We start from the raw sequence: 26,509 nt of genomic DNA, 5'->3' as shown, positions 1-26,509 counted from the left end.
AACATGAAGGGATCTCGCCCGAAGCAGGCGGCGCTGAGCTGCGATACCGATCTTTCGAAGAGCGGCGAAACGCGCGGCGTGATCGAGGGCATGGTCGATGGCCTGAACGACCACCGCATCGGCGATATCGGCGAGTTCTTTGCGGATAATTTTCGCTGGATGGGCAATTACGGCTGCGGCACGAAGAACGGTCTGAGGGAGTTCCAGGACAACTGGCAGCGACCGTTTCAGGCCGCCTTTTCGGACAAGACCTGCGTCGACGAGGCACGTCTGTTCATGGGCGAATGGGCCGCGGCCTTTGGCCGGCAGGAAGCGACCCACTCGGGCGCGTTCATGGGTATCGAGCCGACCGGAAAGCGGGTCGAAATCCGGTACATGGACTTCTGGAAGGTCGTTGACGGCAAGATCGCCGACAACTGGGTGATGGTCGATTTCCCGCATGTGATGGCGCAATTGGGCGTCGATGTTTTTAACGGCGAAGGCTGGGAGGCCTTCGATCGCGGCGAAAAGACGCCGCCACAACCGGCTCAATGAGGCAACAATGGCAATCGAATATCTCAAACGGGGAAAGCCCGACGCCGAACGGTCCGACGACGACGCGAAGGTGCGTACTGTCGTGGAGGGCACATTAAAGGATATCGATGCGCGGGGCGATGCGGCCGTGCGCGATCTGTCGGAGAAGTTCGACAAGTACACTCCGGCTTCGTTTCGCCTGTCGGAGTCCGAGATCGAAGCCCTGATGCAGAAGGTCTCGGCGCGAGAGATGGAGGATATCCGCTTCGCGCAAGCGCAGGTCCGACGGTTTGCCGAAGCACAGCGGGCATCGATGACCGACATCGAGGTCGAGACCCTGCCAGGCGTCATTCTTGGCCACCGCAACATACCGGTCCAGTCGGTTGGATGTTACGTGCCGGGCGGAAAATTCCCGATGGTGGCCTCAGCCCACATGTCGGTGTTGACTGCCACGGTTGCTGGCGTTCCCCGGATCGCGGCGGCCACACCGCCATTCCGCGGGGAGCCGAACCCGGCGGTGATCGCGGCGATGCATCTCGGCGGGGCGCACGAAATCTACGTGCTCGGGGGAATACAGGCGATCGGCGCGCTCGCCATAGGCACCGAGACGATTGACCCGGTGCACATGCTTGTCGGGCCCGGCAACGCGTTCGTTGCCGAGGCCAAGCGGCAATTGTTCGGCCGGGTGGGGATCGACCTCTTTGCCGGACCGACGGAAACGATGGTCATTGCGGACGATACGGTCGACGCGGAAATGTGCGCCACGGACCTGCTCGGGCAGGCCGAGCATGGTTACAACTCGCCGGCCGTTCTCGTCACCAACTCCCGGAAGCTGGCGACCGGGACGCTGTCGGAGATCGACCGGTTGCTCGAGATCCTGCCTACTGCGGACACCGCCTTGAAGAGCTGGGAGGATTACGGCGAAATCATCCTCTGTGACAGCTACGACGAAATGCTCGACGTCGCCAACAACATTGCGTCCGAGCATGTTCAGGTGATGACCGACCGTGACGACTGGTTCCTGGAGAACATGCATTCCTACGGGGCGCTGTTTCTCGGCCCGCGTACCAATGTCGCCAATGGCGACAAGGTAATCGGCACGAACCATACCCTGCCGACGAAGAAAGCCGGTCGCTATACCGGCGGCTTGTGGGTCGGTAAGTTCCTGAAAACTCACAGCTATCAGAAAATAATCACCGACGAGGCCGCGACGATTGTCGCCGAATATTGCTCGCGGCTCTGCATGCTCGAAGGGTTCGTCGGCCATGCCGAGCAGGCCAACATCCGTGTCCGCCGCTATGGCGGCCGCAATGTCGCCTATGGGGCGGCGGCACACCCGCGCGAGGCTGCAGAGTAGCGCCATGGACCGGCATACCAGGAACAAGTCCCTGATCGCGCCCGTGCGCGCCGCCATGTACGACTTCTCCGAGGAGGGTGTGCGGTCCGCGCTGAATGCAATTGTCGCACCGGACGCGGAGATCCGTCTCGCGCACCCGCTGGGCGAGATGTCGGGGCCGGACGCGCTGTATGACGGGGTCTATGCGCCGCTGAATCGCGCCATCCCTGATCTGGAGCGGCGCGACACCATCGTCATGGCCGGGCCGACTCCGGAGGGCGTCGATTGGGTCGGCTGCGGGGGATACTATGCCGGAACGTTCCTGCGTCCATGGATGGACATTCCACCGACCGGCCACCAGATGGCGATGCGCTTCCACGAGTTCTACCGCCTTGCCGACGGCAAGGTTACGGAGATTCAGGCGCTCTGGGACATCCCGGAAGTGATGATGCAGGCAGGCGCCTGGCCGATGGCGCCGAGCCTTGGACGCGAATGGCACGTTCCGGGGCCTGCGACGCAGGACGGGCTTGTTCCCGGCCCGTATGACGACGAGCAGGGCGGTGCCACCTGTCAGCACATTATCGACATGCTTGCGGCCCTGAAACGTCATCCCTCGCAAGGCGGTCCCGAGGTCATGGAGATGGAGCGGTACTGGCACCCACGCATGAGCTGGTACGGGCCATCCGGCATCGGCACCGGGCGCGGCATCAGGGGGTTCCGGAACTGGCATCAGATCCCGTTTCTCAACGGCATGCCGGATCGGGGGCAGTATGTCGGCGAGATTGAATATCATTTCTTCGGCGACCGGAACTACGCCGGCGTGACCGGCTGGCCTGACATGATCCAGACGCTCACGCATGGCGGCTGGATGGGCATCGCGCCGGTGAACAAGAGGATCACGATGCGGAGCCTCGATTTCTGGCGCCTGGAGAACGGCCGAATCCGGGAAAACTGGGTGCTTGTCGATCTCCTGGACATGTACGATCAGATCGGCGTCGACGTGCTGGCCCGCATGCGTGAGTTCAACAAGGCGCGGATCGGGTTCGATCCGGAAACCGGGATCGCGGCGGCATGACCAAGCTCCCGAAACCGCCTTCGCTGCGGCTCGACGGCAAGCGCGCGCTGGTGACGGGCGCATCCTCCGGCATCGGGCTCGGCTGCGCGGTGGCGCTTGCCGAAGCCGGGGCGCACGTGGTGATGGCGGCACGGGGCCGCGCAAAACTGGACTCGGCTGTCGATGCAATCCGCGACGCCGGCCACAACGCGGAGGCGCTCGTACTTGATGTCGCCGATATCGATGCGACGGCAGAAAGAGTTCCCGAACACGGACCGTTCGACATCCTGGTCAACTCGGCCGGGATCGCCCGGCATTCGCCGGCATTGGAAACCGATCCCGAAGACTACGATGCAGTGATGCGCGTCAATGTGCGTGGAGCCTACTTCGTATCGGTGGCGGCAGCGCGCGGCATGATCGAAGCCGGGAAGGGCGGTTCGATCATCCAGATTTCCTCGCAAATGGCGCATGTCGGCGGACCCGAGCGCGCGGTCTATTGCGCCTCTAAACATGCCGTCGAGGGTTTCGTGAAGTCGATGGCGATCGAGTGGGGCGCTTACGGCATTCGGGTCAATACGATCTGCCCGACCTTCATCCGGACGCCGCTGACCGAGCCTACATTCGCCGATCCTGACCGTGTGCGATGGATCGAGGAAAAAATCAAGCTGGGCAGGGTCGGAGAGATCGAGGATATCATGGGCGCTACCGTGTTTCTGGCTAGCGAGGCGTCCGCCCTGGTGACCGGCACCTCGTTGCGAATCGACGGGGGTTGGACGGCGGGCTGATGTCGCAGGAGAAGGTTACATCAACCGATGTCGCACGGGCGGCGGGCGTTAGCCAGTCGGCGGTCTCGCGGGTGTTTACTCCCGGCGCCAGCGTCTCGGCGCGCACCGCCGAAAAGGTGCGAAAGGCGGCGGACGAACTGGGCTACCGTCCCAACGTTCTCGCCCGTTCGTTGATTACAGGGCGCAGCCGGATCATCGGTCTGGTGGTCGCGTATCTCGAAAATTACTTCTATCCCGCAGCGATCGAGAAGCTGTCGAACGCCCTGCAAGCCGAGGGCTATCACGTCCTGATCTTCATGGCCTCCCAGACGAGCGGCAATATCGATCAGGTACTGCAGGAGATTCTCGACTATCAGGTGGACGGCATCATCATGGCGTCGGTCGCCATGTCGTCGGATCTTGCCGGGCGCTGCCAGTCCGCCGGTGTTCCGGTCGTGTTGTTCAACCGTGGACAGGACGACGAACGCGTATCGTCGGTCACGACCGATAACCGTGCCGGTGGTCGGGCGGTCGCCGGTTTCCTCATCGCGGGCGGCCACCAACGCATCGGCTACATTGCCGGTTGGGAAGGCGCCTCTACGCAGCGGGATCGCGAGAGCGGATTTGCCGAGCGTCTCGCGGACGCGGGCATCCACGATTACGTCCGCGGGTTGGGCAATTTCGAGGTCGGTCAGGCACGGCAGGCCGCCCTCAACATGTTCTCCAGCGCGGACCGGCCGGACTCCGTATTCGTCGCAAACGACCACATGGCTTTCGCAGTGATGGACGTGCTGCGGTCGGATCTGGGGCTTCGCGTGCCGGAAGATGTCTCGGTGATCGGCTTCGACGACGTGCCGCCCGCCGCCTGGCCGGCCTACAACCTCACCACCGTACGTCAGCGGGCGAACATGATGGTCGAGGAAACGGTGCGAACGCTGCTCGGGCTCATCGACCATACCGGCATCGGCCACGAGCATGTCGTCATACCCGGTCCGCTGATCGTCCGGGGATCGGCGCGCATACCTGAAGGATGGAGCAGATGAAGGGCTTTGACCCGAAATGGAAGGATTTCCCGGATTACATTCTCGGGATCACCAAGGAGATCTGGGAAGATCGCGGCATCCATACGCTGCACCGGTATTACGCGGAGGACATCGTGGTTCGTTCGCCTGCGTCCGTCGTCGTCGGCAACGAAGGCGTCATAGCGGCGACCATGGCGACGCTGGCCGAGTTTCCCGACCGGCAATTGCTGGGGGAGGACGTGATCTGGTGCGGGACCCCGGAGACCGGAATGCTGTCGTCACACCGGCTGCTGTCGACCGCCACGCATGCCGGTGACGGAATCTATGGCAAGGCGACCGGTACCAAGCTCACCTACAGGATCATCGCCGACTGCCATGCGGTGGACAACCAGATCAACGATGAATGGCTGATCCGCGACCAGGGCGCGATCGTCCGGCAGATGGGTTGGGATCCGAAGGACTACGCGCGCGACGCGATCCAGCGGGAGGGCGGTCCGGACAATGCCGCCGCGCCGCTTACGCCAGCCAGCGATCGCCCGGGGCCGTATGCAGGAAAGGGCAATGACAGCGCCTGGGGCGCGAAATATGCCGACATATTGACGCGGCTGATGGATGCGGAGCTGTCGCTCGTCCCCGAAGAGTACGACCGCGCCTGTCACCTGGAGCATCCGGGCGGAAACACCGCACATGGATGGGAAGCCGCCGACCGCTTCTGGATGGGACTGCGCGCGAGCTTTCCGTCGGCGTCCTTCAGCATCGACCATGTAATCGGCAATGAGGGGGACCTGATGGCGCCGCGCGCCGCCGTTCGCTGGTCGTTGCACGGCAAGCATGACGGTTGGGGCGCCTTCGGCCAGCCGACGGGCGCTGACGTATACGTGCTGGGGATTTCGCACGCCGAATTCGGGCCGTGGGGATTGCGGCGGGAATACGTGGTTTTCGATGAAACGGCGATCTGGAAGCAGATCGTACTAAAGACGGGATAGAGAGATGACACCGCAGGAAATGGAAGCGCGGATCGTCCGGTATGGCGATCTGCAACCGTGTAAAACCGCCTTCATCGACGCGCATACGCCGGGCTCGGACCAGAAGGAAAACTTCACGATCATCGGCGGCGGGGTTTCCGAGAGCCCGGACCAGCACGTTCATATTGCAATCCCGCACGGCTTCAACATCGGCGCGGCAGGTCAGCCCCCGAAGTGCCGCAACTCGCTTCATTCGCACCGGACGGCAGAGGTTTTCTTCGTGCTCAAGGGCCGCTGGCGCTTTTTCTGGGGCCGTTGGGGCAATGCGGGCGAGGTGGTGCTGGAAGAAGGCGATATCATAAACATCCCGACCGGCATCTTCCGCGGCTTCGAGAATATCGGCACCGACTACGGAATGATCATGGCGATCCTCGGCGGCGACGACGCCGGGGGAGGGGTGATCTGGGCCCCGCAGGTGATCGAGGATGCCAAGGAGCATGGGCTCGTACTCGGCGAGAACGGCAAGCTTTACGACACCAAGAAGGGACAATCGCTGCCCGAGGGCGTCAAGCCGATGCCGTTGCTGAGCGAGGAGGAACTGAAGGACTATCCCGAGATGAGTCCGATGCAGGTGATCGGCATGGGGGTCCGCAGGTATTGGGACATGGTGGCGCTCGCAGGGGACCGGCCCGCCAAGGTGATTGGCGAGAAGGGAATCATCCGCGACAAGCCGGGCTTTGAGGTCGATTTCATCACGGGGTCAGCGGCGAGCGAGGAGATGCACCGTCATGACCGCCCATCCGTCCTGATGCCGGTCAAGGGGCATTGGCGTGTGACGTGGGACGCCAATGACAGCTATGCCGCCGGTGAAGCGACGCTGGCCCCAGGCGACACGATGAGCGTACCCGAATACCTTGATCACGCGGCCTTGCCATCGATGACCGGGGAAGCAGCCCTTTATCACATCGTTGCGACCGACGATCCCGCCGGACCGACATGGCAGGGGCAGCCATCATGAGCAAAATACTGACGACCCATGTCGGTTCTCTTCCGAGAATCCAGAAGGTGGTGGACTTCATTTTTGCCCGCGAGAACGGCGAAGCCTACGAAGAGGCCGACTTTGACAAAGCCATGACGGAAGCGGTGGACGAAACTGTGCGCCGGCAGGTGGAGGCCGGCGTCGACATCGTATCGGATGGCGAGACCTCGAAGATCTCCTATGCGACATACGTAAAGGATCGCTACACGGGATTTTCCGGCGACAGTCCGCGCAACGCGCCGGCCGACCTCAAACTCTTCCCCTCATTCCTCCAACGACTCGCCGAATCCGGCGGTACGCCGCAATACGCGCGTCCAATGTGCACCGGCGAGGTGCGTTCGAAGGGGCAGGGCGAACTGCAAAAGGACATCGCCAACCTGAAGGCGGCGATGGCAAAGCACGGCGCAAAACGCGGTTTTATGAACGCGGCGTCTCCCGGCGTGATCTCGCTGTTCCTGCAAAACGATCATTACCCGACGCGCGAGACTTATCTCTCGGCGCTGGCCGACGCCATGAAGGCGGAGTACGAAACGATCGTCGATAGCGGCCTCGACCTGCAACTTGATTGTCCGGATCTGGCTCTTTCGCGCCACATGCTGTTCAACGATCTCTCGGACGAGGAATTCGTAAGGATCGCGACGGGGCATGTCGAGGCGCTCAATCATGCGCTTCGCGACGTGCCGCACGATCGCGTGCGCATCCACATCTGCTGGGGTAACTACGAAGGTCCCCATGTCTGCGATATCGACATGGCGAAGGTCTTTCCGGTGCTGATGGGCGCCAAAGCCCGCTATCTGCTGTTCGAGACTTCGAATCCGCGCCACGCACACGAGTGGACGGTATTTCGCGACCGCAAGAACGAAATCCCGGATGACAAGATCCTGATTCCAGGCGTCGTCGACACGACGACCAACTTCGTAGAGCATCCGGAACTGGTCGCGCAGCGCATCGAACGTTTCACCGCGATCGTCGGCCGCGATCGTGTCATCGCGGGGTCGGATTGCGGTTTCGGCACCTTCGCCGGCTTCGGGGCGGTCGATCCGGAAATCGCCTACGCCAAACTCACGGCCCTGCATGACGGTGCCGCGCTGGCGACTTCGCGACTCTGAAAATGGAGCGCGAGACGCTGGTCTTGCTGCCGGGCATGATGTGCGACGCCCGAATGTTCGCGCCGCAGGCAGCGGAGTTCGGCAGCGAGTATGACGTGGTCATCGGCGATCTGTCCGGCGAGCGCAGCATCAGCGGGCTTGCCTCGGGGCTCTTGGCGACGCTGCCGCCGACTTTCAATCTTGCCGGTCTGTCGATGGGCGGTATCGTCGCCATGGAGATGGCGGGGCAAGCCCCGCGGCGGGTGAAGCGCCTTGGCTTACTCGACACCAACCATCGCGCCGATGCGCCCGAGCGCCGTGAAATTCGCAACCGGCAAATCGACGCGGTTCGCCGAGGCCGTTTGCGGGACGTTATCGTGGAGGAAATGAAACCGAACTATCTCGCTCCGGCCAACCGCTCGAACCGGGCGTTGCTCGACCTGCTTGTCGACATGGCCATGGATCTCGGTGCCGATGTGTTTGTCGATCAGACGCTGGCGCTGCGTGATCGGGAGGAACAAACAGATGCGCTGAGAAAGTATCCGGGCCCGGCCCTCGTCCTGTGCGGCGAGCACGACACGCTTTGTCCTCCTGAGAGGCACCGCGAGATCGCCGGACTGCTTGCACAATCTGAACTGGCGCTGATTCCGGATGCCGGTCATATCTCAACGCTCGAATATCCCGAGGCCGTAAACACCGCCTTGCGGAGCTGGCTTGCGCGGGCAGGCTGAGTTTTCCGCAGGCCGCTGATCTGCCCCATGGAACATCACAGTTCCCAGACCGTTTCTTGTTCTCAACCAATAGACAGGAGAGTGACATGGCACGCCCGCACGATGACAAGACCACCGAAACAAAGGACACCGACCTGCAGCGCGCCGACCTCGCGTCAAGAGAAATGGGCGACAACGACCTTCAGGGTGACGATCAGGCCAATGTACGGAACCAGCGGCATGCAGTTCCTGACGTGAAGACCGAAGCGGACGATGTGATCGAGAGCTTCGAGAAGATGGACAAGGATGTTCGCGCCAAGGAGGATCTCGGCAAGGGCAACCGCTCATCGAGCGACGAAGATTAGGCGCGATTTTCGTATAGAAGAATGGTTTACGATCTGAACTTCCGATCAGGGATTGCCCATGACACATACATTGACGATCAAGGCAATTTCGCCCGATGCGCGAAATGTCTTTTCGTACGACCTCGAAAAGCCCGACAGCTTCAGTTTCCAACCCGGGCAGGCGACGGAAGTCTCCATCGACAAGGACGGATGGCGGGATCAGAAACGCCCCTTCACCTTCACCTCTCTTCCGGGCTGGGATCGGCTGCAGTTCACGATCAAATCGTACCACGATCACGACGGCGTCACCGACCAACTGTCGAAGCTGCTGGTCGGTGACCAGCTTATCATTGACGATCCCTGGGGGGCGATCACTTACAAAGGGAAGGGTGTATTTATCGCAGGAGGCGCTGGGGTGACCCCCTTTATCGCGATCTTTCGCCAACTGCATGATGAGGGAAATCTCGCCGGTCACACGCTTCTTTTCGCCAACAAGACGGAGCGCGACATCATTCATCGTGAGGAGTTCGAGGCGCTGCCCGGCCTGACCGTTCGGCACATTCTGAGTCAGGAAGAGCGCTCAGGACTCGATCATGGTCACATTGACGGCGACTATCTGCGAGATCACGTCTCCGACTTTGATCAACATTTCTACGTTTGCGGTCCCGATCAGATGGTCGAAGAGATCAATGCGACACTCTCGGACCTCGGCGCCAAGCCCGACTCCTTGGTGTTTGAGAAGTGAATCCCGGCTGATGAAGACTTGAAGCGAAAAGGGCCACGCCGAAATCAGCGGCGTGGCCCTTGCTTGCATCGGCGCGCGGGGCGATCCTCTTCAGCCGTCCTCTTCATCCGATCCGCTCAGTGCAATGTTGGTCAACACGAAGGCGGCTATGCCGAGGATCGGGACAAGTGCGGGGCTCACCTTCCTGAGCGGGGTCGCGCCAACGGCGGCCGCGTTGGCGATCAGCGCCGCCCGGGCCGCGCTGGAGCGCTTCTTGCGGCGACGGTGACGTCTTGCCAGAACCCAGTTCACGACGAGTGCGAACAATCCGGCGATCACGAAAAGGCCCGACCCTATCAGCAAACCGGCGTAGATGCCGAAGTTCTCGACAAGTGCGACGATCCCGGCTCCCGCGGCAAGCAGGATCGCGATCAGAAAGGTAAAGCCCGCGAGCCCGAATAGGGAGCCAGAAACCATCAGGCGCGCCTTCATGCGCGCGATGTCGGCCCCGGCGAGGCGAAACAGGCCCCTTATACCTGTAAACATGCTTATCGGCGCGTCAGAAGCGCCGCAAGAAATCCGATGCCGACGGCAAGGCCGACGGCCTGCAGCGGATGCTGACGGATCGAACGAACTGCATCCCGTTCAAGATCGGTCGCGCGCGAGGTCAGGTCCGAATAAAGCGCTTCGCCCCTTTCCATTGCCACCGCTTTTGCGTCGCGCGAGTATTCCGAGGCTGCACGGACGCCGGCGTCGCTTATTTTCGAGAACCGCTTGGTCAGGGCGGCGAGATCCTCGCGAAGGCCTTCGATCTCTCTTGAAAGTTCCTTTTCGCGTGCGGATGTATTCGCGTTGGATACGTCGGATGAACCAGCAGTGGATTTCGTGGTCATGGTGAACTCCTTTCAGGGGCGTGGATAACTGTCTCCGGAGTGGGATCCGGAGTCTCCGGTCTGCTATGGCTGGCGCGCGGTGAGATGAACCGGCGAAGACTTCCCAGCGCCTTGGTTTTGTCGGCGACCGCCTTGAGAATAACAAGGGTGGGCACCGCAATTATAAGACCGGCGAAGCCCCATAGCCATCCCCAGAACACAAGGGAGAGGATGATCGCGAGCGGCGCGACCTTAAGGCGCCGTCCCAGAAAATGCGGCGTCACCAAATTGGCTTCAATGAAGTTGATGACAAGGTACGCGACGGGCGGAGCCAGAATTTCCAGCGGAGTCTCGAAAGTGAGGATAGAGGTAACAAGCAGCGATATGGTGCCGATGGCCGGACCCACGAACATGATGAAGTTGAGCAGCGCCACGGCGATGCCCCACACATGCGGCATCGGAACGCCTAGGCCCCATAGTACCAATCCGACGGCAATTCCCAGCCCCACATTGATCGTTGTGGCAACAAGATAATAATAGCTGACTTCCCGCTCGACCGCCTTCCAGATTCGGGCGGCGTGAAGCTTGGAAGCGGTAGATTTGAACGGCATGGTCGCCAGCGTCAGGAAGGGCCTTCGGGTCGCCAGAATGAAGCCGGCGATTGTCAAGGTCAGAACGATCCCTGTGACAACTTCGGCAACCGAGTTTGCTGCAGTGGCAACGAAGTTCGGGTCCTTGACTACGACTTCCTGAACCGCCGGATCCTTGACTATTTCCTTTACGTCATCGGCGACGCGGGAAATCGCGTCGCCCGCTTCTTCGGCGGCGCGAAATGATTGACGCAGGCTCAGCAATTTGCGCTTCAACTCCCCGGCCAGGTCGGGATATGAGGTGACGGCTTCGCGTAGCGGTCCGAAGAGAAGAAAGGCGATAAGGCCGGTCAAAGCCCCCAGCGCAGAAATAAGGAGTATCACGGAGAGGGTTTGGGGTAGTCCGGCTCTTTGAGCAGCCACCATCGGAAGATGAAGCACAAGTGCGATCAGGAGAGCGAGCGCAACGGGAAGAAATATGGCCTCGGCGAAGAACAACGCCGCAACAATCGCAATCAGAAGTGAAATCGTCGCCAGCGATCTAAACAGCAGACTGTCGAATGCCAGCACGGGCGTCGTTCCTTAAAAAGGGCCGCACCCCGAGTTCGGGATGCGGCAGCCAGTTAACGGTTTACTGAACCGGAGCGACGAGGATTACTGCTTCCTTGTCGGCTTCGTATTCGGACTTGTTGTAAGCCTTGTGCTCTTCGAGCGCTTCGGCAGTGAGCCCGGTTTTGATGGTTGTCCAGTCTTTCGAGCCTTCGGCCCGCGCGATCTGAAGTTCATTGAAGGAGACAGCAACCGGCTTTTCGTTCATACCGAGGAAACCGCCAACGTCGATGAGGACAGCTTCAACTTCGCCGCTGTCGCCGATCAGGATTTCCGAAACTTCGCCAACTTCCTCGCCATCGGCGCCGGTTACGGACATCCCGATGATCTCGGTTGCTTCAAGCTTGGCGTCGGCAGCGGTGACGGTCTCCATCCGCGGTGTCGATGCGGTAGTAGTTTCGTCGGTCGGCTGCTTGGCTTCAGCCGTTTGCTCCATGGTTTCCGTTGCAGGCTGCTCGGCTTCTGCCGTCTGCTCGTTTGCCGGAACCTGCTGACCTTCCATCACAGCAGTCTTGCGGTTCTCGATGTTATCGCGCTCGAATGCCGGTGCGGCTTCAAGCTGCTCCTTGGAGAACTGGCCCACAAGAATCTGGTCGCCGTCGGCATCGGTCGTCCACTGGAGCTGATCCATCGACACAGCGACTTCCTTTTCGCCAATTCCGAGGAACCCGCCGATTCCGGCGATCACGGCTACGGCCCGGCCATCCTGCGTCATGATGATGTCGTTGACGTCGCCGACCGTTTCGGCATCTTCTCCGGTGCCATTATAAATGTAGGCGCCGATGAAGCGTGTCGCGAGAATCTGGCTCGGATCGGCTGCGTAAAAACCGTCGACGGGCGCCATGTTTTCATTGCGTTCCTGACTGAAGACCGAGGAGGTCGCCGGGGTGGCGTTGTCGGCGTTCTGAGCCATCGCCATCGGAGTTGCGATAAGGGCGATTGCAGCAGTGGTAGCCAAGAGATGCTTTTTCATAATAAATTCCTTTTTGTGAGTGTTGCTACTCGCGCACCCGATGGCCCAAGCGTTTCCAAAACCGGTCATCGGGTGTCCTGCACTCAACGCGTCAGCGGGTTTGCGGTTCCGAAGCGGCTCACGAAAACGTCATGAGCGATTTCTCGGCTCTTTGTAGCGACGTCGCGGAACGCTTAGCGGTCGTTTTCATTGTTGAGGGCAAGACGCGTATCGCCCGGTGCTACGCCCATCCCTGCCCGAGATACGTTCGCCGACGCAAGAATAGAGGCCGAATCCGTGACCAAGGTTTTCGAAGAACAGCGTGCCGCGAAAACCGCTCCACCTGAATCGCCGGACCTGAAATTTTTGCTGACGGCGGCCCAAGCTTTTCCGAAGATGGAGGAGCTCATTCTTTCAGCTACGAACAGCCTTGATCTGTCATTTCATTTCTTTGCTCCCGACACGCGGGTGCGAAGCAAGAAGGCCAAGGCCTCAGGTTTTTCGGACTGGGGCGATTTGCTGGTTGATGCTGTCGCGCGCGGGGTGCGTGTGCGACTACTGATAAACGATTTCGATCCGGTTGGCGCACCGGATGAGCACGCCCAAACGTGGCGCAGAATGAATGATATCCTCCAACGGCGCGACCGCCTTCCGCAGCAAGCGCGCGACAATTTTCAGGTGGTGGCGGGATTTCCCGGAGGACAATCCGGGTCGATTATCCGCACGCTCATATGGCCGTGGGTGCGCCAGACGGCCGCGGATCTAGTCGCCAAGGCCAAGGGCGATTTGCCGCCGGGGCTGAGGGCGATCCTCGACCGAAGGGGTAATTTACGCTTTTGGCCTCCTGCGTCGAATTTTACACAGGCATATCACCAGAAGTTCATGATCGCTGATGGCGACCGCGCGATCATCGGCGGTCTCGATGTTGACGAGCGCCGCTTTGACACGCCTGATCATCAAAGACCTGCCGAGCAAACTTGGCACGATGTCGACATGCAAATCAGCGGCCCGCCGGTCGCCGATCTGTCGGTGCATTTCGAAGATAGCTGGCGGACGGTTCTAACCAGGGGTTTCAGCTTTGGGGATCGCCCGAACTTCCCCGCCGCTACTGCCGGGCCGCCACCCGAACGCGTAAGAACAGGGGAGCGGGTGCGGTTTGTTTCGACACGCGCCTACCGCACCGCAAATCCCTTCGCGTTCGGGCCGAGAACGAATTACGCCGGCATCGAACGCGCGCACTTGGACATCATCGGCTCGGCACGGTCGCTCATTTATATCGAGACGCAGTTTTTGCGGTCGAAGCCGATCCGAAACGCTCTGGTCGCCGCGGCGGCCCATCCGTCACTACACCTCATCGTGCTGCTTCCTGGCGCGCCGGACATTGTGGCGTTCACCGGGGACCGCTCCGCCGTGCACCGCTACGGCGAATGGTTGCAGCTGCGCGCACTCAATCGCTTGCGGCTTGTCTACGGAAACCGCTTTTCTGCCTTCTGCCTGACCAATGGCAAGCCCCGCGAGGAGCGGCACGAGCGTGACGCAATCAATGGAAAGGCGATGGTTTACGTTCACTCCAAGGTGCTCGTCGCCGACGACCGGACCGCTATCGTTTCGTCGGCAAATTTGAACGGCCGGTCGATGCGGTGGGATTTCGAGGCCGGTTATGTTCTCGAATGGCCGGAACGGGCGGCGGAGTTGAGGCAGAAGCTTTGGAGACAGCATCTGGGGGAGGATCTGGCACTCGAGGACGCGGCGCACAATCCGGCCGCTGCTATGGCTGCGTGGCAGAATTGTGCGGCGCAACGCTCCTCCGATGCGGGTCAGTGTGCCGGAGGTGTTGTTCCCTTCCCCCACAAGAAGACCGAGCGCTTTTCGAAACGCCACGCGTTCATCCCTTCGAACATGGTTTGAAGGGTCTCGGGAACCAAATTGCTGCCGGCGCATTTGACGCCTGTGTCCCGCATGAATGCTGACCTGAAAGGACAGGATTTGACCAAGCTAAACAAGACTGAAGCAAGACAGGGCAGTTGGGGAAAGCCGGTGCTCTATGTCCTTGTGGCCGGACTTGTTCTCGCGGGAATCGGAGCAATTACACTTGAGGCATTCGATGCCGACGAGGTCACCGCCGATATCGGTGGCGAAGGACCTGCGCAATAAGTGAGCCAAGGGCAGGCGTCCCGGCAGCGCCATAATGTCAACCCTCAAATCGGAGTGAGCCAATGGGCATAGAAGTTGGAGGCATTTTGGGGCTGCTCGTCCTGATTGCCGATATTTACGCGATCATCAAAACGATTGGGTCGTCAGCATCGACGGCAAAAAAGGTCATCTGGATACTCCTTATCCTGATATTGCCGGTTATCGGCTTCCTGCTGTGGCTTCTCTTCGGTCCGAGCGACAAGCGCGTCAGCGTCTAGCGAGGGAGGAAGATAATGATCAGCGGTTCCACGAGCGCCATGGGTCATCATCTTACGCCTGAGCAGGTTGCCCGAAGTCCGGTCCTTACCCGTCAGGAGAAACTAGAGCAGCTTTATGAGCTGCGTGACAAGGCCGTGGCGCGCCAGAGCGCGTTCGCAAGAGAAATGCCCGAGGCGACGCAGAACAAGCCAGACGGTCTTCGTATGATCGATGAGCTAATACAGGACGTCAAAGCGCCTTGATCAGCCGCACCGACCGCCGGGCATACGAACGATATGCGCAGGACCATCAAGTCGTTCTATGCGAATCACGCGATCTGACCGTCCGGCGCGAACCTGCGGCGGACGGATTTTCGTACGTGCACGGCAGAAACGGAAAGCCGGTCTCCGCCAAGACCGCGGTCCGGATCGACAGCCTTGTCATTCCACCCGCCTGGGAAGATGTCCAAATTGCAAATGATCCGGCTTTTCATATCCAGGCGATCGGGACGGACGAAGCCGGAAGGCGCCAATATTGCTTCCACCCCGATTGGGAGAAGATTACCAGCGCCGTGAAAGCGGACCGCCTTTATGAGTTCGGCCGTTCATTACCACGGATTCGCCGCAAGGTTCAGCGCGATATCAAGAGAACCAGTGCGACCAAGCCGCTGGCCGCGGCCACCGCCACGTGGCTTCTCGACAAGGCAAATATGCGGCCAGGCCACGAGGCTTACGCCGAAGAGGGAGGCAGGGGCGCAGTCACGCTGCGGAAATCAGATGTTCGCATTCAGCGAAATGGACGGATCGAGCTTCGATACAAGGGCAAGTCTGCCAAGCGCCACCACGTCACCGTCAAGAACTCTACCTTGGCTAAAAAGCTGGACCATCTGCGTCGTCACAGCGAAACGCGGCGGGTCTTCGTCTATGGCCAGCAGCGGCAGTTGACTGCTAGCGCTCTGAATTCCTATCTGCGCGATGCCGCTGGTCGGGCCATATCAGCCAAGGACTTCCGAACTTTCGCGGCCACTGCCTACGCGCTCGACAAGCTCGCGCGTTGCGCTGCAAAAACCGAAAAGGCGCGGGACCGCACCATCGCGAACGTGAGCAGGGAAGTGGCTGACATGCTTCGCAACACGCCGGCGGTGGCGAAATCCAGCTATATTCACCACGACGTGCTTCAGGAATACAAGGGCGGTCGACTGGACCCGGCACTCGTGCGCGGGCGGCGGCGCCAGCTTTTGTCGAGGGCTGAAACAGCCCTCATGCGCTTTCTGGAACAGCGCAGGCAGGCAGGCAGCGCATCAAGCCGCCCACTGAACCAGGTACCAAAAAAGACCTAACCAGACCGGTCATGGCCCATGCGATGATCGCCACCACGTGGGGTGTTAAGTTCCGGGCACGCTTACCGGCACTATGTCAAAGTTGAATGACGTTAGGGAGGTGTTCGCCTAACGCAGGATATTCCGATTTCCGAAAGCGCCCCCATGCTGAATGGTAGGAACGTTCTCATTGTCGAAGACAATGCGCTCATTTCCCTGGAACTCGAGTCGATGGCCCTTGACTTGAATGCGGGAACAGTCGTGAGCGCTCGCAGCGGAGGGGACAACAAGCTACCGTTTCCGGATCAACTGTCCCTTGGCTTGGCCATTCTGGACTTGCGGTCTCTCGCGAAGGTCAGTGCACGGTTGTACGACTATCTCTTGCACAACAGAATTCCCACGGTCTTTTTGACCACTGAATCGATCATCGAAAACGCTGCGAGTGCGCGCAACCCCTCGGCAACGATTTCGAAGCCGTTTTCGACGGAAGACCTGACGACCGCGGTCGCAATAGTTATCGGCTGATCAGGCGGCGCTGTTGACCACCGAACGCCCCATGACATGGGCCGCCACACCGTCCGGTCCGTATTCGCTGCTGTCCTTGATGTCGAGAAGTTCGGATAATCTGGCCCGCGCCCGCGAGACGCGGCTCTTCACCGTTCCGACTGCACATCCGCAAATCTCGGCTGCCTCTTCATAGGCCATGCCCGACGCACCGACGAGCACGATGGCTTCGCGCTGGTCATCCGGCAAGGTCATCAATGCCTTCTGGAAATCCTGAAGATCCATTTTGCCGCTCTGTTCGGGGTGAGAGGCCATCGCATTGGTGAGCGCGCCGTCGGCGTCGGAAACCTCGCGACCGCGCTTGCGCATCTGCGAATAGAACTCGTTGCGCAAAATGGTGAACAGCCATGCCCGAAGGTTCGTTCCCGGCTGAAACGACGATTGCTTGTCCCAGGCCCGAACCAAGGCCTCCTGCACGAGGTCGTCGGCGCGATCCGCCGCGCCGCAAAGCGAAATGGCAAAAGCGCGGAGATTTGGGATGGCAGCAAGCAGGCCATCCTTGAACTCGACCTGATTACTCATCCCGCGAGGTCCCTCCGGATCCCTCTTCCGCTTCCTCAAGCTTCTTCAGGAGATCACGGAATCGATCCGGAACCGGTTCATTTAGTACGGCATCGAATTCGTGACGCAACCGCTTGCCTATCTGGCTGGTCGCTAACTCGTCCACCTTTGGTGGTTTTTTTCCTTCACTCGGCATTTCAGAATGCGTCGAACCCATAATTGCAGTCATCATTACCTTCCCACCGATCAGACCCTGAACGTCCGAGAATGGAATTGGTTGCATAAAAACGGAACCTATCCTTATTTGCGCCGTTAGGATACGGGAAAAAGCATCCACAGGAGAGAAGCATGTCGCTCGCAGCCGAGCTTTCGGGTCATATTCCATACCTACGGCGCTATGCGCGTTCCGTCATGGGGTCGCAGTCAAGCGGGGACAACTATGTTGCGGCACTGCTGGAAGCGGTCGTTTCAGACCCCACTCCACTCAAGCAGGCGGAAGACCTGCGCTCCGGCCTCTACAGGATGTTTGTCAAGCTTTGGTCGTCGATCGACATAAACCTTCGCGATCAAAGCGACTCGGATGTCTCGGAGCAGGGCGCGCGGAACCTTCATGCAATCTCGCCGCTGCCCCGGCAGGCCTTTCTCCTGACTTCAGTGGAAGGGTTTTCACGCGAGGAAGCGGCTTATGTTCTCGATGTCGACACGCCCGCCCTTGACGCCCTTATTGAGCAGGCCGGCCAGGACATTGCGCAACAGGTCGCAACAAACGTCCTCATTATTGAGGACGAGCCGCTGATCGCGATGGACATTCAGGCGATGGTTGAAGAACTTGGTCACTCGGTGATGGGCATCGCGCGCACACACACCGAGGCGACGGAGATGGTATCGCGCGAAGAGCCCGGCATCGTGCTTGCCGACATCCAGCTGGCTGACGGGAGTTCGGGCCTCGATGCGGTGAATGAAATTCTACAGAAGATGACGGTCCCTGTTATTTTCATCACCGCGTTTCCGGAGCGTCTGCTGACCGGCGAACGTCCGGAACCTGCCTTCCTCGTGACAAAGCCGTTCGAACCATCGTCGGTCTCGGCGCTGATAAGCCAGGCGCTGTTCTTTCGCGAAGAGGTAAAAGACGCGGCCTGATCGCGCCGAACGGGGAACCACATCAGGGGGCACACGTTATTTTTCTCGTAGTGGCAACACAGGAGAAATGTCATGCTTGGATGGGCTTTAGCTTTCCTCGTAGTGGCTCTGATCGCGGCGTTCCTCGGCTTCGGCGGCGTCGCAGGGGCATCGGCCGGGATCGCGCAGATACTGTTCTTTATCTTTCTCGTCCTTTTCGTGGTCAGCTTGGTTTTCCGGCTCATGCGAAAAGCCTGATTAATTGGCGGGCGGTTCCCATATGACCGCCCGTCCATCTCACGAAATCGGTTTAGAGTATCGCTCTGAAATGCCCGATAAAGATCTCGTGCTAAAGTCATTATCCGGCAGTGCAGTCACGATCTTTTTTCAAGACGTCGAAGGTGTATTCCGGTGGTTCGTCAACCCGCAGTCGCTCTGGGCCACCGGCGACCTGACTGGGCAGAAAGAAGACGTCGTCCTGGGGTCAGAGGCACTGAAAAAGCTTCAGGAAGCAAAGCGGACCGTGCTTGCCAGCGGCGAGCGCGGCGCGGTCGAACTCGCCGTCACCCCTCCCAACGACACAGGCGACCCGCGCCCGTTCTACATCAAGTTGACCATAGAGCCCGCTTTCGACGCCAAACGCGATGTCGAGGGCTTTGTTTGCTCGTCGATCGACATTTCGGAGCAACTGAAACGCGAGCAGACGCTGAAAAACCTGCTGCGCGAGGTCGCCCACCGCTCCAAAAACATGCTGGCCATGGTGTTGAGTTTGTCGGGGCAGACGGCGAGAGTCGCATCGACGAAGGATGAGTTTGTGCGGCGTTTTACCGGACGCCTGCAGTCGCTCGCGAAATCTCAGGATGTCATAACCGAACGTGACTGGCACGGCTCGGCATTTTCCGATCTGGTGAAGCGTCAAGTGATAGACGTCGTGCCTTTCCAGGACGGGCATATCGAGGTGACCGGGGAGGATCCCGAACTTGGTCCCAACGGCACCCTACACGTTGGACTGGCGCTTCATGAGCTTGTCACCAACGCTCTCGTGCACGGCTCACTTACCCGCCCGGGCGGGCGCGTCGAAATCAATTGCGAGGATCTCGGGGATTACGGTTTCCGTTTGACTTGGACGGAGAGTCCCCGAGTGATTTCGTCGGCGCCAAAGGCAAAGAGTTTCGGGCGAACGATGCTGGAACGTATCGTTCCGTCGGCGGTCAACGGCCAGGGGACCCTCGACATTACAGACGACGCCGTCATCTATTCGCTGGACATAGGACGAACCGAAATCGTCTAGGCCTCTAGTTCATTGAGACCGTTTTCGCGTTGACGAAGGCTAGAATTCCCTCGCGCGAAAGTTCGCGGCCGTAGCCGGAATCCTTTATCCCGCCAAAAGGCAGCCGCGGATCGGAGGCCACCATCGCATTGACGAATGTCGAGCCCGCCTCAATCTCGCGGATGAACATTTCTTGTTCGTCCGAATCGCGAGTCCAGACCGAACTGCCCAGGCCGAAGGGGCTGTCATTCGCGATAGCGATCGCGTCTTCTGCGGACACGGCCTTGAACACCAGTGCGACAGGTCCGAAAAACTCTTCGGTTCGCGCGCTCGCGCCCTCCGGAATATTCGCCAAAATGGTCGGCTCGAAGAAAAATCCGTCACCTTCGACGACCTTTCCCCCGGTCACACAGGTCGCGCCTTCCTCGACCGATTTCTTGACCTGCTGAGCGATATCGTCACGCGCCTGCTTGCTGGAAAGAGGACCCATATCGACGTCCTCCCGCATTGGATCCCCTATTTTCATCGCCGAGACCTTCGACTTCATGGCGTCGAGAAAGTCATCGTATATGTCGACATGCACTATGAAGCGCTTCGCCGCGATGCAGCTCTGTCCATTGTTGATCATGCGTGCCTTCACCGCCGTCTCGACCGCCTTTTCTAGGTCGGCGGATGGCATCACGATGAACGGGTCGCTCCCCCCGAGTTCGAGAACGCTCGGTTTGAACCGATTGCTCGCCGCGCTCGCGACAGCCGCACCGGCAGGTCCGCTACCCGTCAGGGTGACCGCGCGCAGTCTGTCGTCATCGATGATATGCTCGACCTTGCTGGAACCGATCACGAGGGTCTTGAACACCCCCTGCGGGGCGCCCGCGTCGAGAAAGATTTCCTCGATGGCCAAGGCGCACATCGAAACGTTGCTCGCATGTTTCAACAGGCCGACATTGCCAGCCATCAGGGTCGGCGCGGCAAAACGGAAAACCTGCCAGTAAGGGAAATTCCAGGGCATGACTGCAAGCACGGGGCCGAGCGGCCGATAAGCAACGAATGCTTTTTTCGCGTCGCTGTCCCGCGGATCGTCCGACAGGAAGGCTTCCGCGTTTTCGGCATAGTACCGACACACCCAGGCACATTTCTCGACCTCGGCAACGGCTTCCTGGAGGCGTTTACCCATTTCCCTGGTCGCCGTTCTGGCAAGTTCGTTCTTTCGCTCTTCCAGCAGGTCCGCGGCCTTGTTCATGATGCTCGCGCGATGGGCGAATGACGTCTTCTTCCATTCGTCGAAAGCGAGTTTCGCATTGGTCAGCGCGCGCTCGATATCCTCATCGGAATGACCTGCGATCTCTTTGATCGTTTCACCGGTAGCGGGATTGATGCTGGTAGGCATTGGGGATCTCCTTGTAGCTTCGAAAATCACATGGAGCCCGAAAAGAAAAGAGAGAACCGGGGAGGGGGGCCGGTTCTCTCTTATAATTCGGCGTTTTCGGGGTGGGGGGAGGAAGGACGCCGAATTCCTGGAGGTATTTTCTTCTTTTCACCATCAGAACGACCGTCGCCGATAAAGGTTCCGCACCGTTCTCAAAAAACACGATAGATTCTGAGGGGGTCCATCAATTCATCGCTGCCCGTGCCGGACCGGCGCTCGACTTGCAGTTCACGAGTGCGTTCGGCCAGCTCGCCTTCTTCCATTCTTCAGAGGGAGCGGGTTGTCTGCCTTCCGTCGAAGGAGGCTGTTGTCGCTTGCCTGGGCGTTGGCGGTCCGCGCCGCCTTTTCTTTGAGATGCCGTCCTCGCGAAGCGCTTCCAAGTTCTTGGCCCTGTGGGACTCCTAGTCCCGACTGACGTCCGCCTCCGGGGAGCGCAGATCGGAGCGATTTTCGCGGTCCATGGCCAGTCCGGTCCTCGTGGCTGTTTCGCCGGCTGTTTGCCCGAGGGTTTCAATCGCCCCTTCAACTTCGTCCAGAAGTGGGTCGAATTCGCCGCCACGGTCGGCCGACTTGCGGGCCTGCAACTCGGCTTTGACGGCCTGTAATTGTTCGCGCCGTGTTTCGATTGGTTCGCTCGAAATGAGGATCGCCTGAATATCATCTGATGTGATCGTCTGCGCTATTCCATCAAAATCGGCATCTCCGCCTATCTGCACGTCGACGGGATCGACGACCGTGTCCTGTTTTCTCGTTGCCATTGTGATCTCCTTTCGGGACAAACGCGGGGCCGCCAGGAAAGTTCATCCGGGAACGTTCGGGCCACAATTTCGTTGACGGGCAATGTGCGGGGAGGAGAAGGATACCAGCGGGGATCATCGCAGAGGGCAAATCGGGACCGGGAACGGGCTTCAACGATGTCGCACCATCAGACGCTCCCTATTGTGACACAGCCGATAAGCGGAGCGGAAATGACCCGGAATATATTGGAAGAGGACCCGGCCTGCATGATCGGGCATAGCGATCGAGACCGGATGCCTAATCCCCAATCGGAGAGATACGAGGTTTGATACGCGCGCTCTCTCGCCTGAACAGCATTGGCGGCCTCATTACCATTCCGGGCACGATTGCGCTCGGAATATGGCTGCTGAGTGTTCCGATGCTGCGCATCGACCATGTTTACGGCCCCCTTTTCCCGACATTGTTCGGCGATATAGTCGACATCTCACTCGCCACGGCAGACGCCGTCTTGTCGACCATCGCTGCGGCGGCCATGACGACTCTCAGCCTCGTCTATTCGCTGGTGCTGGTGGTCTTCACTCTCGCTGCGGGCAACATCGCTCCACGGCTTCTCAGGCGGTTCACAAACGATCGCGTAAATCAGGTCACGGCGGGCCTTCTGGGGGGGACATTTCTTTATTCCCTAACCGTCCTGCATCAAACGCAACCGGATTTCGTGCCCCTGATGTCGATCGTCGGAGCGATGGTTCTCGCAGTAATCTTCGTGCTTCAGCTCATCTTGTTTGTTCATACAGTCTCGAAGAGTGTCACCATCGATGAGGAGATCGCCTCGATTTCAGAGCAACTTCGTACTCAGGTTGCCGCGATGGTGACGGAGGACAAGGACGGCAATGACGCACCAGAGGCCGGAGGCGAGTTCCCCTATCGCATCAAGAGCCTGACGTCCGGCTATCTCAGCGCGATCGATGAGGACACGCTGCTGGGAATCGCGATGGCGCGATCGATGACGGTGCGGTTGCTGATAAAGCCGGGCGGATTCGTCGTGGAAGGCCAATCGCTGATGGAAACTTCACACGAGCCGGAGGAAGGCTACGAGGAGGAATTCAACGAACTCGTGCAGCAAACGCTGCATGTCACCCAGTCGCGCGGCGCCGTGCACGACATCGAATATTCGATCAATCTGCTGCTCGAGATGGCGCTTCGCGCGCTTTCGCCGGGGGTCAATGACACGTTTACCGCGATTGCCGCCTTCGACCAGATGAGCGCTGCGGTTTCAGATGCGGTGCAATGCGGCCTCCGGGGTCGCAACAGGCTCGACCAGGACGGCAATATCCGCGTCGAAATTCCCGGGCTGACGCTCGAGGATCTCCTGAACACGGCGATCCATCCGCTACGCCAGGCTGCTGCCGGCAACATGCTGATGCTGCATCACATGGCGGACGGGCTGGGGCGGCTGTACGAGATTGGGAACCGTGAGGCGCGGTCGCTCATTGAATCCCACGCGGAGTTGCTGCTCGCCACCTGCGAGGCTTCGAGTCCTCTCGAGGAGGATTACCGCTTTCTGAAAAACCGCTTGGAGTTCATCGAAACAGGAGACTGAACATGCCCGAAGAAAAGGTTACAAACATCGACCGCCAGAACCGAGAAATCGAGCAGATGGCTCAGACGGACACAGATCTGGAGACCGTCGTGCCGCCGCGCTGGGGACCCGCGTCGTGGTGGCGGATCGGCGTCGCCATTCTCGGCGTTCTCATCATTGCCGTTGTCATTTTCCGGGCGCTCTGAACCAAAAAAGACCGCCCAATGAGCGGTCTTTCTTTTTCTGATTTGCCGGGGTCAGAGGTTGTTCGCCCAGTTGTCGACCTCCCGCTCGGCCTCTTCCTTGGATTTGCCGTAGCGCGCCTGCAGTTTGCCGGCGAGTTCCTCGCGCTTTCCGTTGATCTTGTCGAGGTCGTCATCGGTGAGAGAACCCCATGACTGGCGCGCCTTGCCCTTCATTTCAGTCCATTTGCCTTCGATTTGATCCCAATTCATATCTGTTCTCCTTGTTGAAATCGTACAGGAAAAGAACGGATCAGGAGATTTCCAGTTCCGGCCAACGGGGGAAAAAATTCGCGTCGTTCGGAAGTGGTTCGCGAGTATGCCGCCGCGGACGGCATCAGGTCTCTGTCGATGCGGGCTCGTTCGTCTCACCGCCTGACTGCGGTTCGTAATGATCGGCGTCGGCGCCGACGATGTTGTCGGCGACGAATGCCCCGCGCGATCCCATCGGCTTGGGCGGGCCGACCGTCGTGTCGGCGGCGGTCTGATATTCGAGCTGGGCATTGAGGATCGCCCCCAGGACGAGTACGAGGGCCGAGACATAGAGCCAGAGCATTAGCACGGCGGCTGCGGCGATCGATCCGAATGTGGCGTTATAATTGGCAAAGTTCTCGATGTAGAACGAGAAGGCGATCGATCCGCCGATCCAGAGAATGGTGGAAAGAATGGCGCCCGGCATGACCCACCTCTTGCGGGGCTCCGTGCGATGCGGCGCTTTGGCAAAGAGAATGAAAATTGCGGCGAAGATGGTAATCGCGGCGACGGGCCACCTCAGCCAGAGTGCAAGCGTTTCCTGCCCCTGGGGAAGGGGAAGGAGGGATGTGGCTATCGGGATGATTGCGATTGCGCCGATCAGAAAGGCCATCAGGGCGAAACCGGCGATGGTGAAGGCGAACGACATAAGTGCGGCGCGCACGAAATTCCGATCGCGGGTTTCCAGATGTGCGCGGGTGATGGCGTGCACGAGCGCGTTAACACCGCGCGAGCCACTCCACAGGGCCAGCACAAGGCTGATCGCGAGCCCGATTCCCAGGCTTTGCTCGCGCCCGGCAAGCGCCTTCATCTGAGTTTCGAACAGCTTGACAACCGTTTCCGGCATCAGGGCGCTCATCATCGCCACCTGCTCGTTGATCGATAGCGGGTCAGCAAAAAGGGCATAGATGGCGACGGCCGCGGCCAATGCGGGGAAAAGCGAAAGGAAACTGAAGAACGCAACGCCCGCGCAGCGCAAAGACGTGTCCAGTTCAGCGGTTTCGGCGAGCGTGCGCTTCGTGACGTCGAAAAGTGCGCGCTGGGAAAAACGAGCTGGCGAGCGTACATGATGGGCTGGGGTAAGAGTGTCGGTTTTTTCCATTAAGCTGTCCGAAGGGGTTATCTTCGCAATGGTGCCGCCGGGGGGCGGTGCCGCTTAGCAGTCCTGATTAGTCCGCTGACGACCGCAGCTCGAGTTCGCTGACGCCGAGCGCGAAGTTGAGGCCGGTCTGGCCGCTGACAGACAGCGGCTGGAGCGCGATGGTCTCGTCCGATCCGCCGAGAAGAGCGTTGGCGCCAATTCCGGCGCCGACCGTAGCCTCTGCCGAAACGCCGAAATAATCGCCGGCGAGGGCGCCCGGGCGATACGGATCATCCGTCGGCGCAAGCACGGCCCAGGTCATGTAGCTGGCCTCGGTGGTTCCGATATCGACGCCGTATTTCGAGATCACGCCGAAATAGGTTTCTTCAGGCGCTCCATCAGCAGGCTTGTAGGTGCAGCCGACATCCTTCGTCGAACCGAAAATATAGCCGGTGCCGCCGCTGACGACGCAGTCCAGTACGCCGATTTCGACGCGCTCGATCAGCGTGTCCTGTGCGACCGCGCCATTGAGGGCGGTGAGGGAGCCGATCGTGGCGGCGAGGGCGATGTTGCGAATACGCATTGGTTGCTCTCCTGTTTGTCTTCTGATTGGGGGGCGCCCGGTCTTTCCCAGGCTGGCTTTGCGAACCGTTCTATTCAGCGGCGATCGCAGCAGCGCGGAAGGAAGTTCGCGGGCGTTCGCCGCGCGCCATACGGGCGGCAGGGGAAACGCTGATTCCAATGCTTCTCGGGTCGAGACGCCTGGTGAAGTTCGGGAGCCCCACTGCATGTGCTTCCGATGTCAGAAATGCGACCGACGGGATGCGTGCGCGTGTCGCCGCGGCGAGGCCGGCGGGCGTGTCCTCGATCGCGATCGCGTGGTCCGGCCGAACCCCGAGCACCTCGAGTGCCTTCTGATAAATGCCGGGCATCGGCTTGCCTTGCCATACGGAAGAATCATCTCCGATGAAGGAAAAAGAGCACGGAGATACCGAATGAGCGATCGAGCGAAGAAACGTCGTGTTCGCCGACGCCGACTCGGTGGAAGCAATACCGATGAGCAAGCCGCTGGCCTTGGCGGCGCGAACCACGTCTCGAACGCCGGGGCGCAGCCTCAAGGGGTGCCGTGACAGCATCTGCTTGAAGATTTCGTCCTTGAGCCAGTTCAACGTGACGACATCGACATTGTCGCCTCGTAGCCGTGCATAGTCGGCGATGAAATTTGCGCTGTCGCTTGTCGCCGCCAGAGCGTCAAACAGTGGTTCCGTCCAGACCCACCCAGCGCCCACTTCCGCAAATGCCGCGTTGAAGGCTTCGCGCTCGATATCCTTGACGTCGGCTATGCTACCTCTGGAACCGAACAGGATGGCGCGCGGTTGCATTTGCAGTTTTCCTCAATGGGTTTACTCGCAAATCAACGTGCGACGCGACGTCGGGTTCCATCGG

At 59.8% G+C, this 26,509-nt stretch carries 34 protein-coding genes; 22 read left to right on the top strand and 12 right to left on the bottom strand.

What is annotated here, in order from left to right; genetic code table 11:
• Positions 1–3: 3 nt before the first annotated feature.
• From LC298_RS10305 to LC298_RS10255, 11 genes are all read left to right on the top strand, one after another.
• Complete coding sequence (locus LC298_RS10305) at positions 4–534, top strand: ester cyclase (RefSeq protein WP_131566725.1); 531 nt, start codon at positions 4–6, stop codon at positions 532–534.
• Between the two features lie 7 nt (positions 535–541).
• Complete coding sequence (gene hisD / locus LC298_RS10300; protein ID WP_131566722.1) at positions 542–1,870, top strand: histidinol dehydrogenase; 1,329 nt, start codon at positions 542–544, stop codon at positions 1,868–1,870.
• A 4-nt stretch (positions 1,871–1,874) separates the two neighbouring features.
• Positions 1,875–2,924, top strand: a complete 1,050-nt coding sequence (locus LC298_RS10295) for an ester cyclase (protein ID WP_131566719.1) — start codon at positions 1,875–1,877, stop codon at positions 2,922–2,924.
• Positions 2,921–3,688, top strand: a complete 768-nt coding sequence (locus tag LC298_RS10290; RefSeq protein ID WP_131566715.1) for an SDR family NAD(P)-dependent oxidoreductase — start codon at positions 2,921–2,923, stop codon at positions 3,686–3,688. The genes LC298_RS10295 and LC298_RS10290 overlap by 4 nt, the downstream gene beginning before the upstream one ends.
• Entirely contained in the window at positions 3,688–4,710 is a 1,023-nt protein-coding gene (locus LC298_RS10285) for a LacI family DNA-binding transcriptional regulator (RefSeq protein WP_131566712.1), read from the top strand. Before LC298_RS10290 ends, LC298_RS10285 begins: the two co-directional genes overlap by 1 nt.
• The gene (locus tag LC298_RS10280; RefSeq protein ID WP_131566709.1) at positions 4,707–5,675 is read left to right on the top strand and encodes a nuclear transport factor 2 family protein; all 969 of its coding nucleotides are present in this window, start codon (positions 4,707–4,709) and stop codon (positions 5,673–5,675) included. Before LC298_RS10285 ends, LC298_RS10280 begins: the two co-directional genes overlap by 4 nt.
• Before the next feature lie 4 nt (positions 5,676–5,679).
• Positions 5,680–6,672, top strand: coding sequence for a cupin domain-containing protein (locus LC298_RS10275; protein WP_131566706.1), 993 nt, complete (start codon positions 5,680–5,682; stop codon positions 6,670–6,672).
• Entirely contained in the window at positions 6,669–7,802 is a 1,134-nt protein-coding gene (locus tag LC298_RS10270; RefSeq protein ID WP_131566703.1) for a cobalamin-independent methionine synthase II family protein, read from the top strand. The genes LC298_RS10275 and LC298_RS10270 overlap by 4 nt, the downstream gene beginning before the upstream one ends.
• 2 nt (positions 7,803–7,804) lie before the next feature.
• The gene (locus LC298_RS10265) at positions 7,805–8,512 is read left to right on the top strand and encodes an alpha/beta fold hydrolase (RefSeq protein ID WP_131566700.1); all 708 of its coding nucleotides are present in this window, start codon (positions 7,805–7,807) and stop codon (positions 8,510–8,512) included.
• Between the two features lie 86 nt (positions 8,513–8,598).
• Entirely contained in the window at positions 8,599–8,856 is a 258-nt protein-coding gene (locus tag LC298_RS10260; protein WP_131566697.1) for a hypothetical protein, read from the top strand.
• Between the two features lie 58 nt (positions 8,857–8,914).
• Entirely contained in the window at positions 8,915–9,580 is a 666-nt protein-coding gene (locus LC298_RS10255) for a ferredoxin reductase domain-containing protein (protein WP_131566695.1), read from the top strand.
• 90 nt (positions 9,581–9,670) lie between these two features.
• Here the strand turns inward: LC298_RS10255 and LC298_RS10250 are convergent, their stop codons facing one another.
• The 4 genes from LC298_RS10250 to LC298_RS10235 form a co-directional block, all read right to left on the bottom strand.
• Complete coding sequence (locus LC298_RS10250) at positions 9,671–10,105, bottom strand: hypothetical protein (RefSeq protein WP_131566692.1); 435 nt, start codon at positions 10,103–10,105, stop codon at positions 9,671–9,673.
• Between the two features lie 2 nt (positions 10,106–10,107).
• A complete protein-coding gene (locus LC298_RS10245) occupies positions 10,108–10,452 on the bottom strand; it encodes an ElaB/YgaM/YqjD family protein (RefSeq protein WP_131566689.1) in 345 nt (114 codons plus the stop codon).
• Entirely contained in the window at positions 10,449–11,591 is a 1,143-nt protein-coding gene (locus LC298_RS10240) for an AI-2E family transporter (RefSeq protein WP_131566686.1), read from the bottom strand. Before LC298_RS10240 ends, LC298_RS10245 begins: the two co-directional genes overlap by 4 nt.
• 61 nt (positions 11,592–11,652) lie before the next feature.
• Positions 11,653–12,603 carry a PRC-barrel domain-containing protein gene (locus LC298_RS10235; RefSeq protein ID WP_158284706.1) on the bottom strand — a complete coding sequence of 317 codons (951 nt, stop codon included), beginning with the start codon at positions 12,601–12,603 and terminating at the stop codon, positions 11,653–11,655.
• Between the two features lie 276 nt (positions 12,604–12,879).
• Between LC298_RS10235 and LC298_RS10230 the strand changes: the two genes are divergently transcribed.
• The 6 genes from LC298_RS10230 (at position 12,880) to LC298_RS10205 (ending at position 16,816) form a co-directional block, all read left to right on the top strand.
• Entirely contained in the window at positions 12,880–14,490 is a 1,611-nt protein-coding gene (locus LC298_RS10230) for a phospholipase D-like domain-containing protein (protein WP_131566680.1), read from the top strand.
• 78 nt (positions 14,491–14,568) lie between these two features.
• Positions 14,569–14,736 carry a hypothetical protein gene (locus tag LC298_RS10225; protein ID WP_199223220.1) on the top strand — a complete coding sequence of 56 codons (168 nt, stop codon included), beginning with the start codon at positions 14,569–14,571 and terminating at the stop codon, positions 14,734–14,736.
• 62 nt (positions 14,737–14,798) lie between these two features.
• A complete protein-coding gene (locus LC298_RS10220) occupies positions 14,799–14,993 on the top strand; it encodes a PLDc N-terminal domain-containing protein (RefSeq protein WP_131566674.1) in 195 nt (64 codons plus the stop codon).
• Between the two features lie 15 nt (positions 14,994–15,008).
• Positions 15,009–15,236 carry a hypothetical protein gene (locus tag LC298_RS10215; RefSeq protein WP_131566671.1) on the top strand — a complete coding sequence of 76 codons (228 nt, stop codon included), beginning with the start codon at positions 15,009–15,011 and terminating at the stop codon, positions 15,234–15,236.
• On the top strand, positions 15,233–16,312 hold the full coding sequence (locus LC298_RS10210; RefSeq protein WP_131566668.1) for a DNA topoisomerase IB: 1,080 nt from the start codon (positions 15,233–15,235) through the stop codon (positions 16,310–16,312). The genes LC298_RS10215 and LC298_RS10210 overlap by 4 nt, the downstream gene beginning before the upstream one ends.
• Before the next feature lie 144 nt (positions 16,313–16,456).
• Positions 16,457–16,816 (top strand): response regulator, encoded by a 360-nt coding sequence (locus LC298_RS10205; protein WP_131566665.1) that lies wholly within the window; start codon positions 16,457–16,459, stop codon positions 16,814–16,816.
• Here the strand turns inward: LC298_RS10205 and LC298_RS10200 are convergent, their stop codons facing one another.
• Positions 16,817–17,377: a sigma-70 family RNA polymerase sigma factor gene (locus LC298_RS10200; protein ID WP_131566663.1), complete on the bottom strand. Its 561-nt coding sequence runs from the start codon at positions 17,375–17,377 to the stop codon at positions 16,817–16,819. It abuts the gene before it with no gap.
• A complete protein-coding gene (locus LC298_RS10195; protein WP_223385628.1) occupies positions 17,370–17,639 on the bottom strand; it encodes a NepR family anti-sigma factor in 270 nt (89 codons plus the stop codon). Before LC298_RS10195 ends, LC298_RS10200 begins: the two co-directional genes overlap by 8 nt.
• A gap of 65 nt (positions 17,640–17,704) precedes the next feature.
• On the opposite strand from LC298_RS10195, the gene LC298_RS10190 reads away from it, so the two are divergent.
• The 3 genes from LC298_RS10190 (at position 17,705) to LC298_RS10180 (ending at position 19,766) form a co-directional block, all read left to right on the top strand.
• Positions 17,705–18,496 (top strand): response regulator, encoded by a 792-nt coding sequence (locus LC298_RS10190; RefSeq protein ID WP_131566657.1) that lies wholly within the window; start codon positions 17,705–17,707, stop codon positions 18,494–18,496.
• 72 nt (positions 18,497–18,568) lie between these two features.
• Entirely contained in the window at positions 18,569–18,733 is a 165-nt protein-coding gene (locus LC298_RS10185) for a DUF1328 domain-containing protein (protein ID WP_131566654.1), read from the top strand.
• Positions 18,734–18,803: 70 nt separating this feature from the next.
• Complete coding sequence (locus LC298_RS10180) at positions 18,804–19,766, top strand: sensor histidine kinase (RefSeq protein ID WP_158284704.1); 963 nt, start codon at positions 18,804–18,806, stop codon at positions 19,764–19,766.
• A 4-nt stretch (positions 19,767–19,770) separates the two neighbouring features.
• On the opposite strand, the gene LC298_RS10175 is transcribed toward LC298_RS10180, so the two are convergent.
• Both LC298_RS10175 and LC298_RS10170 read right to left on the bottom strand, forming a co-directional pair.
• Complete coding sequence (locus LC298_RS10175; protein WP_131566648.1) at positions 19,771–21,132, bottom strand: NAD-dependent succinate-semialdehyde dehydrogenase; 1,362 nt, start codon at positions 21,130–21,132, stop codon at positions 19,771–19,773.
• A 440-nt stretch (positions 21,133–21,572) separates the two neighbouring features.
• Positions 21,573–21,929: a hypothetical protein gene (locus LC298_RS10170; protein ID WP_131566646.1), complete on the bottom strand. Its 357-nt coding sequence runs from the start codon at positions 21,927–21,929 to the stop codon at positions 21,573–21,575.
• Positions 21,930–22,234: 305 nt separating this feature from the next.
• On the opposite strand from LC298_RS10170, the gene LC298_RS10165 reads away from it, so the two are divergent.
• Together LC298_RS10165 and LC298_RS10160 are read left to right on the top strand one after the other, a co-directional pair.
• Positions 22,235–23,509: a DUF2254 domain-containing protein gene (locus LC298_RS10165; RefSeq protein WP_158284703.1), complete on the top strand. Its 1,275-nt coding sequence runs from the start codon at positions 22,235–22,237 to the stop codon at positions 23,507–23,509.
• A 2-nt stretch (positions 23,510–23,511) separates the two neighbouring features.
• Positions 23,512–23,694 (top strand): hypothetical protein, encoded by a 183-nt coding sequence (locus LC298_RS10160; RefSeq protein WP_131566641.1) that lies wholly within the window; start codon positions 23,512–23,514, stop codon positions 23,692–23,694.
• A 51-nt stretch (positions 23,695–23,745) separates the two neighbouring features.
• Here the strand turns inward: LC298_RS10160 and LC298_RS10155 are convergent, their stop codons facing one another.
• The 4 genes from LC298_RS10155 to LC298_RS10140 form a co-directional block, all read right to left on the bottom strand.
• Positions 23,746–23,943, bottom strand: coding sequence for a CsbD family protein (locus LC298_RS10155; protein ID WP_131566638.1), 198 nt, complete (start codon positions 23,941–23,943; stop codon positions 23,746–23,748).
• A 124-nt stretch (positions 23,944–24,067) separates the two neighbouring features.
• Positions 24,068–25,084 (bottom strand): YihY/virulence factor BrkB family protein, encoded by a 1,017-nt coding sequence (locus tag LC298_RS10150; protein WP_131566635.1) that lies wholly within the window; start codon positions 25,082–25,084, stop codon positions 24,068–24,070.
• Between the two features lie 67 nt (positions 25,085–25,151).
• Positions 25,152–25,646, bottom strand: a complete 495-nt coding sequence (locus LC298_RS10145) for a DUF992 domain-containing protein (RefSeq protein ID WP_131566632.1) — start codon at positions 25,644–25,646, stop codon at positions 25,152–25,154.
• A gap of 70 nt (positions 25,647–25,716) precedes the next feature.
• A complete protein-coding gene (locus tag LC298_RS10140; protein WP_131566629.1) occupies positions 25,717–26,445 on the bottom strand; it encodes an HAD family hydrolase in 729 nt (242 codons plus the stop codon).
• Positions 26,446–26,509: the final 64 nt, after the last annotated feature.

The organism is Oricola cellulosilytica (assembly GCF_019966575.1).
Taxonomy (GTDB): domain Bacteria; phylum Pseudomonadota; class Alphaproteobacteria; order Rhizobiales; family Rhizobiaceae; genus Oricola; species Oricola cellulosilytica.
This window is presented reverse-complemented; position numbering and strand designations above follow the sequence as displayed.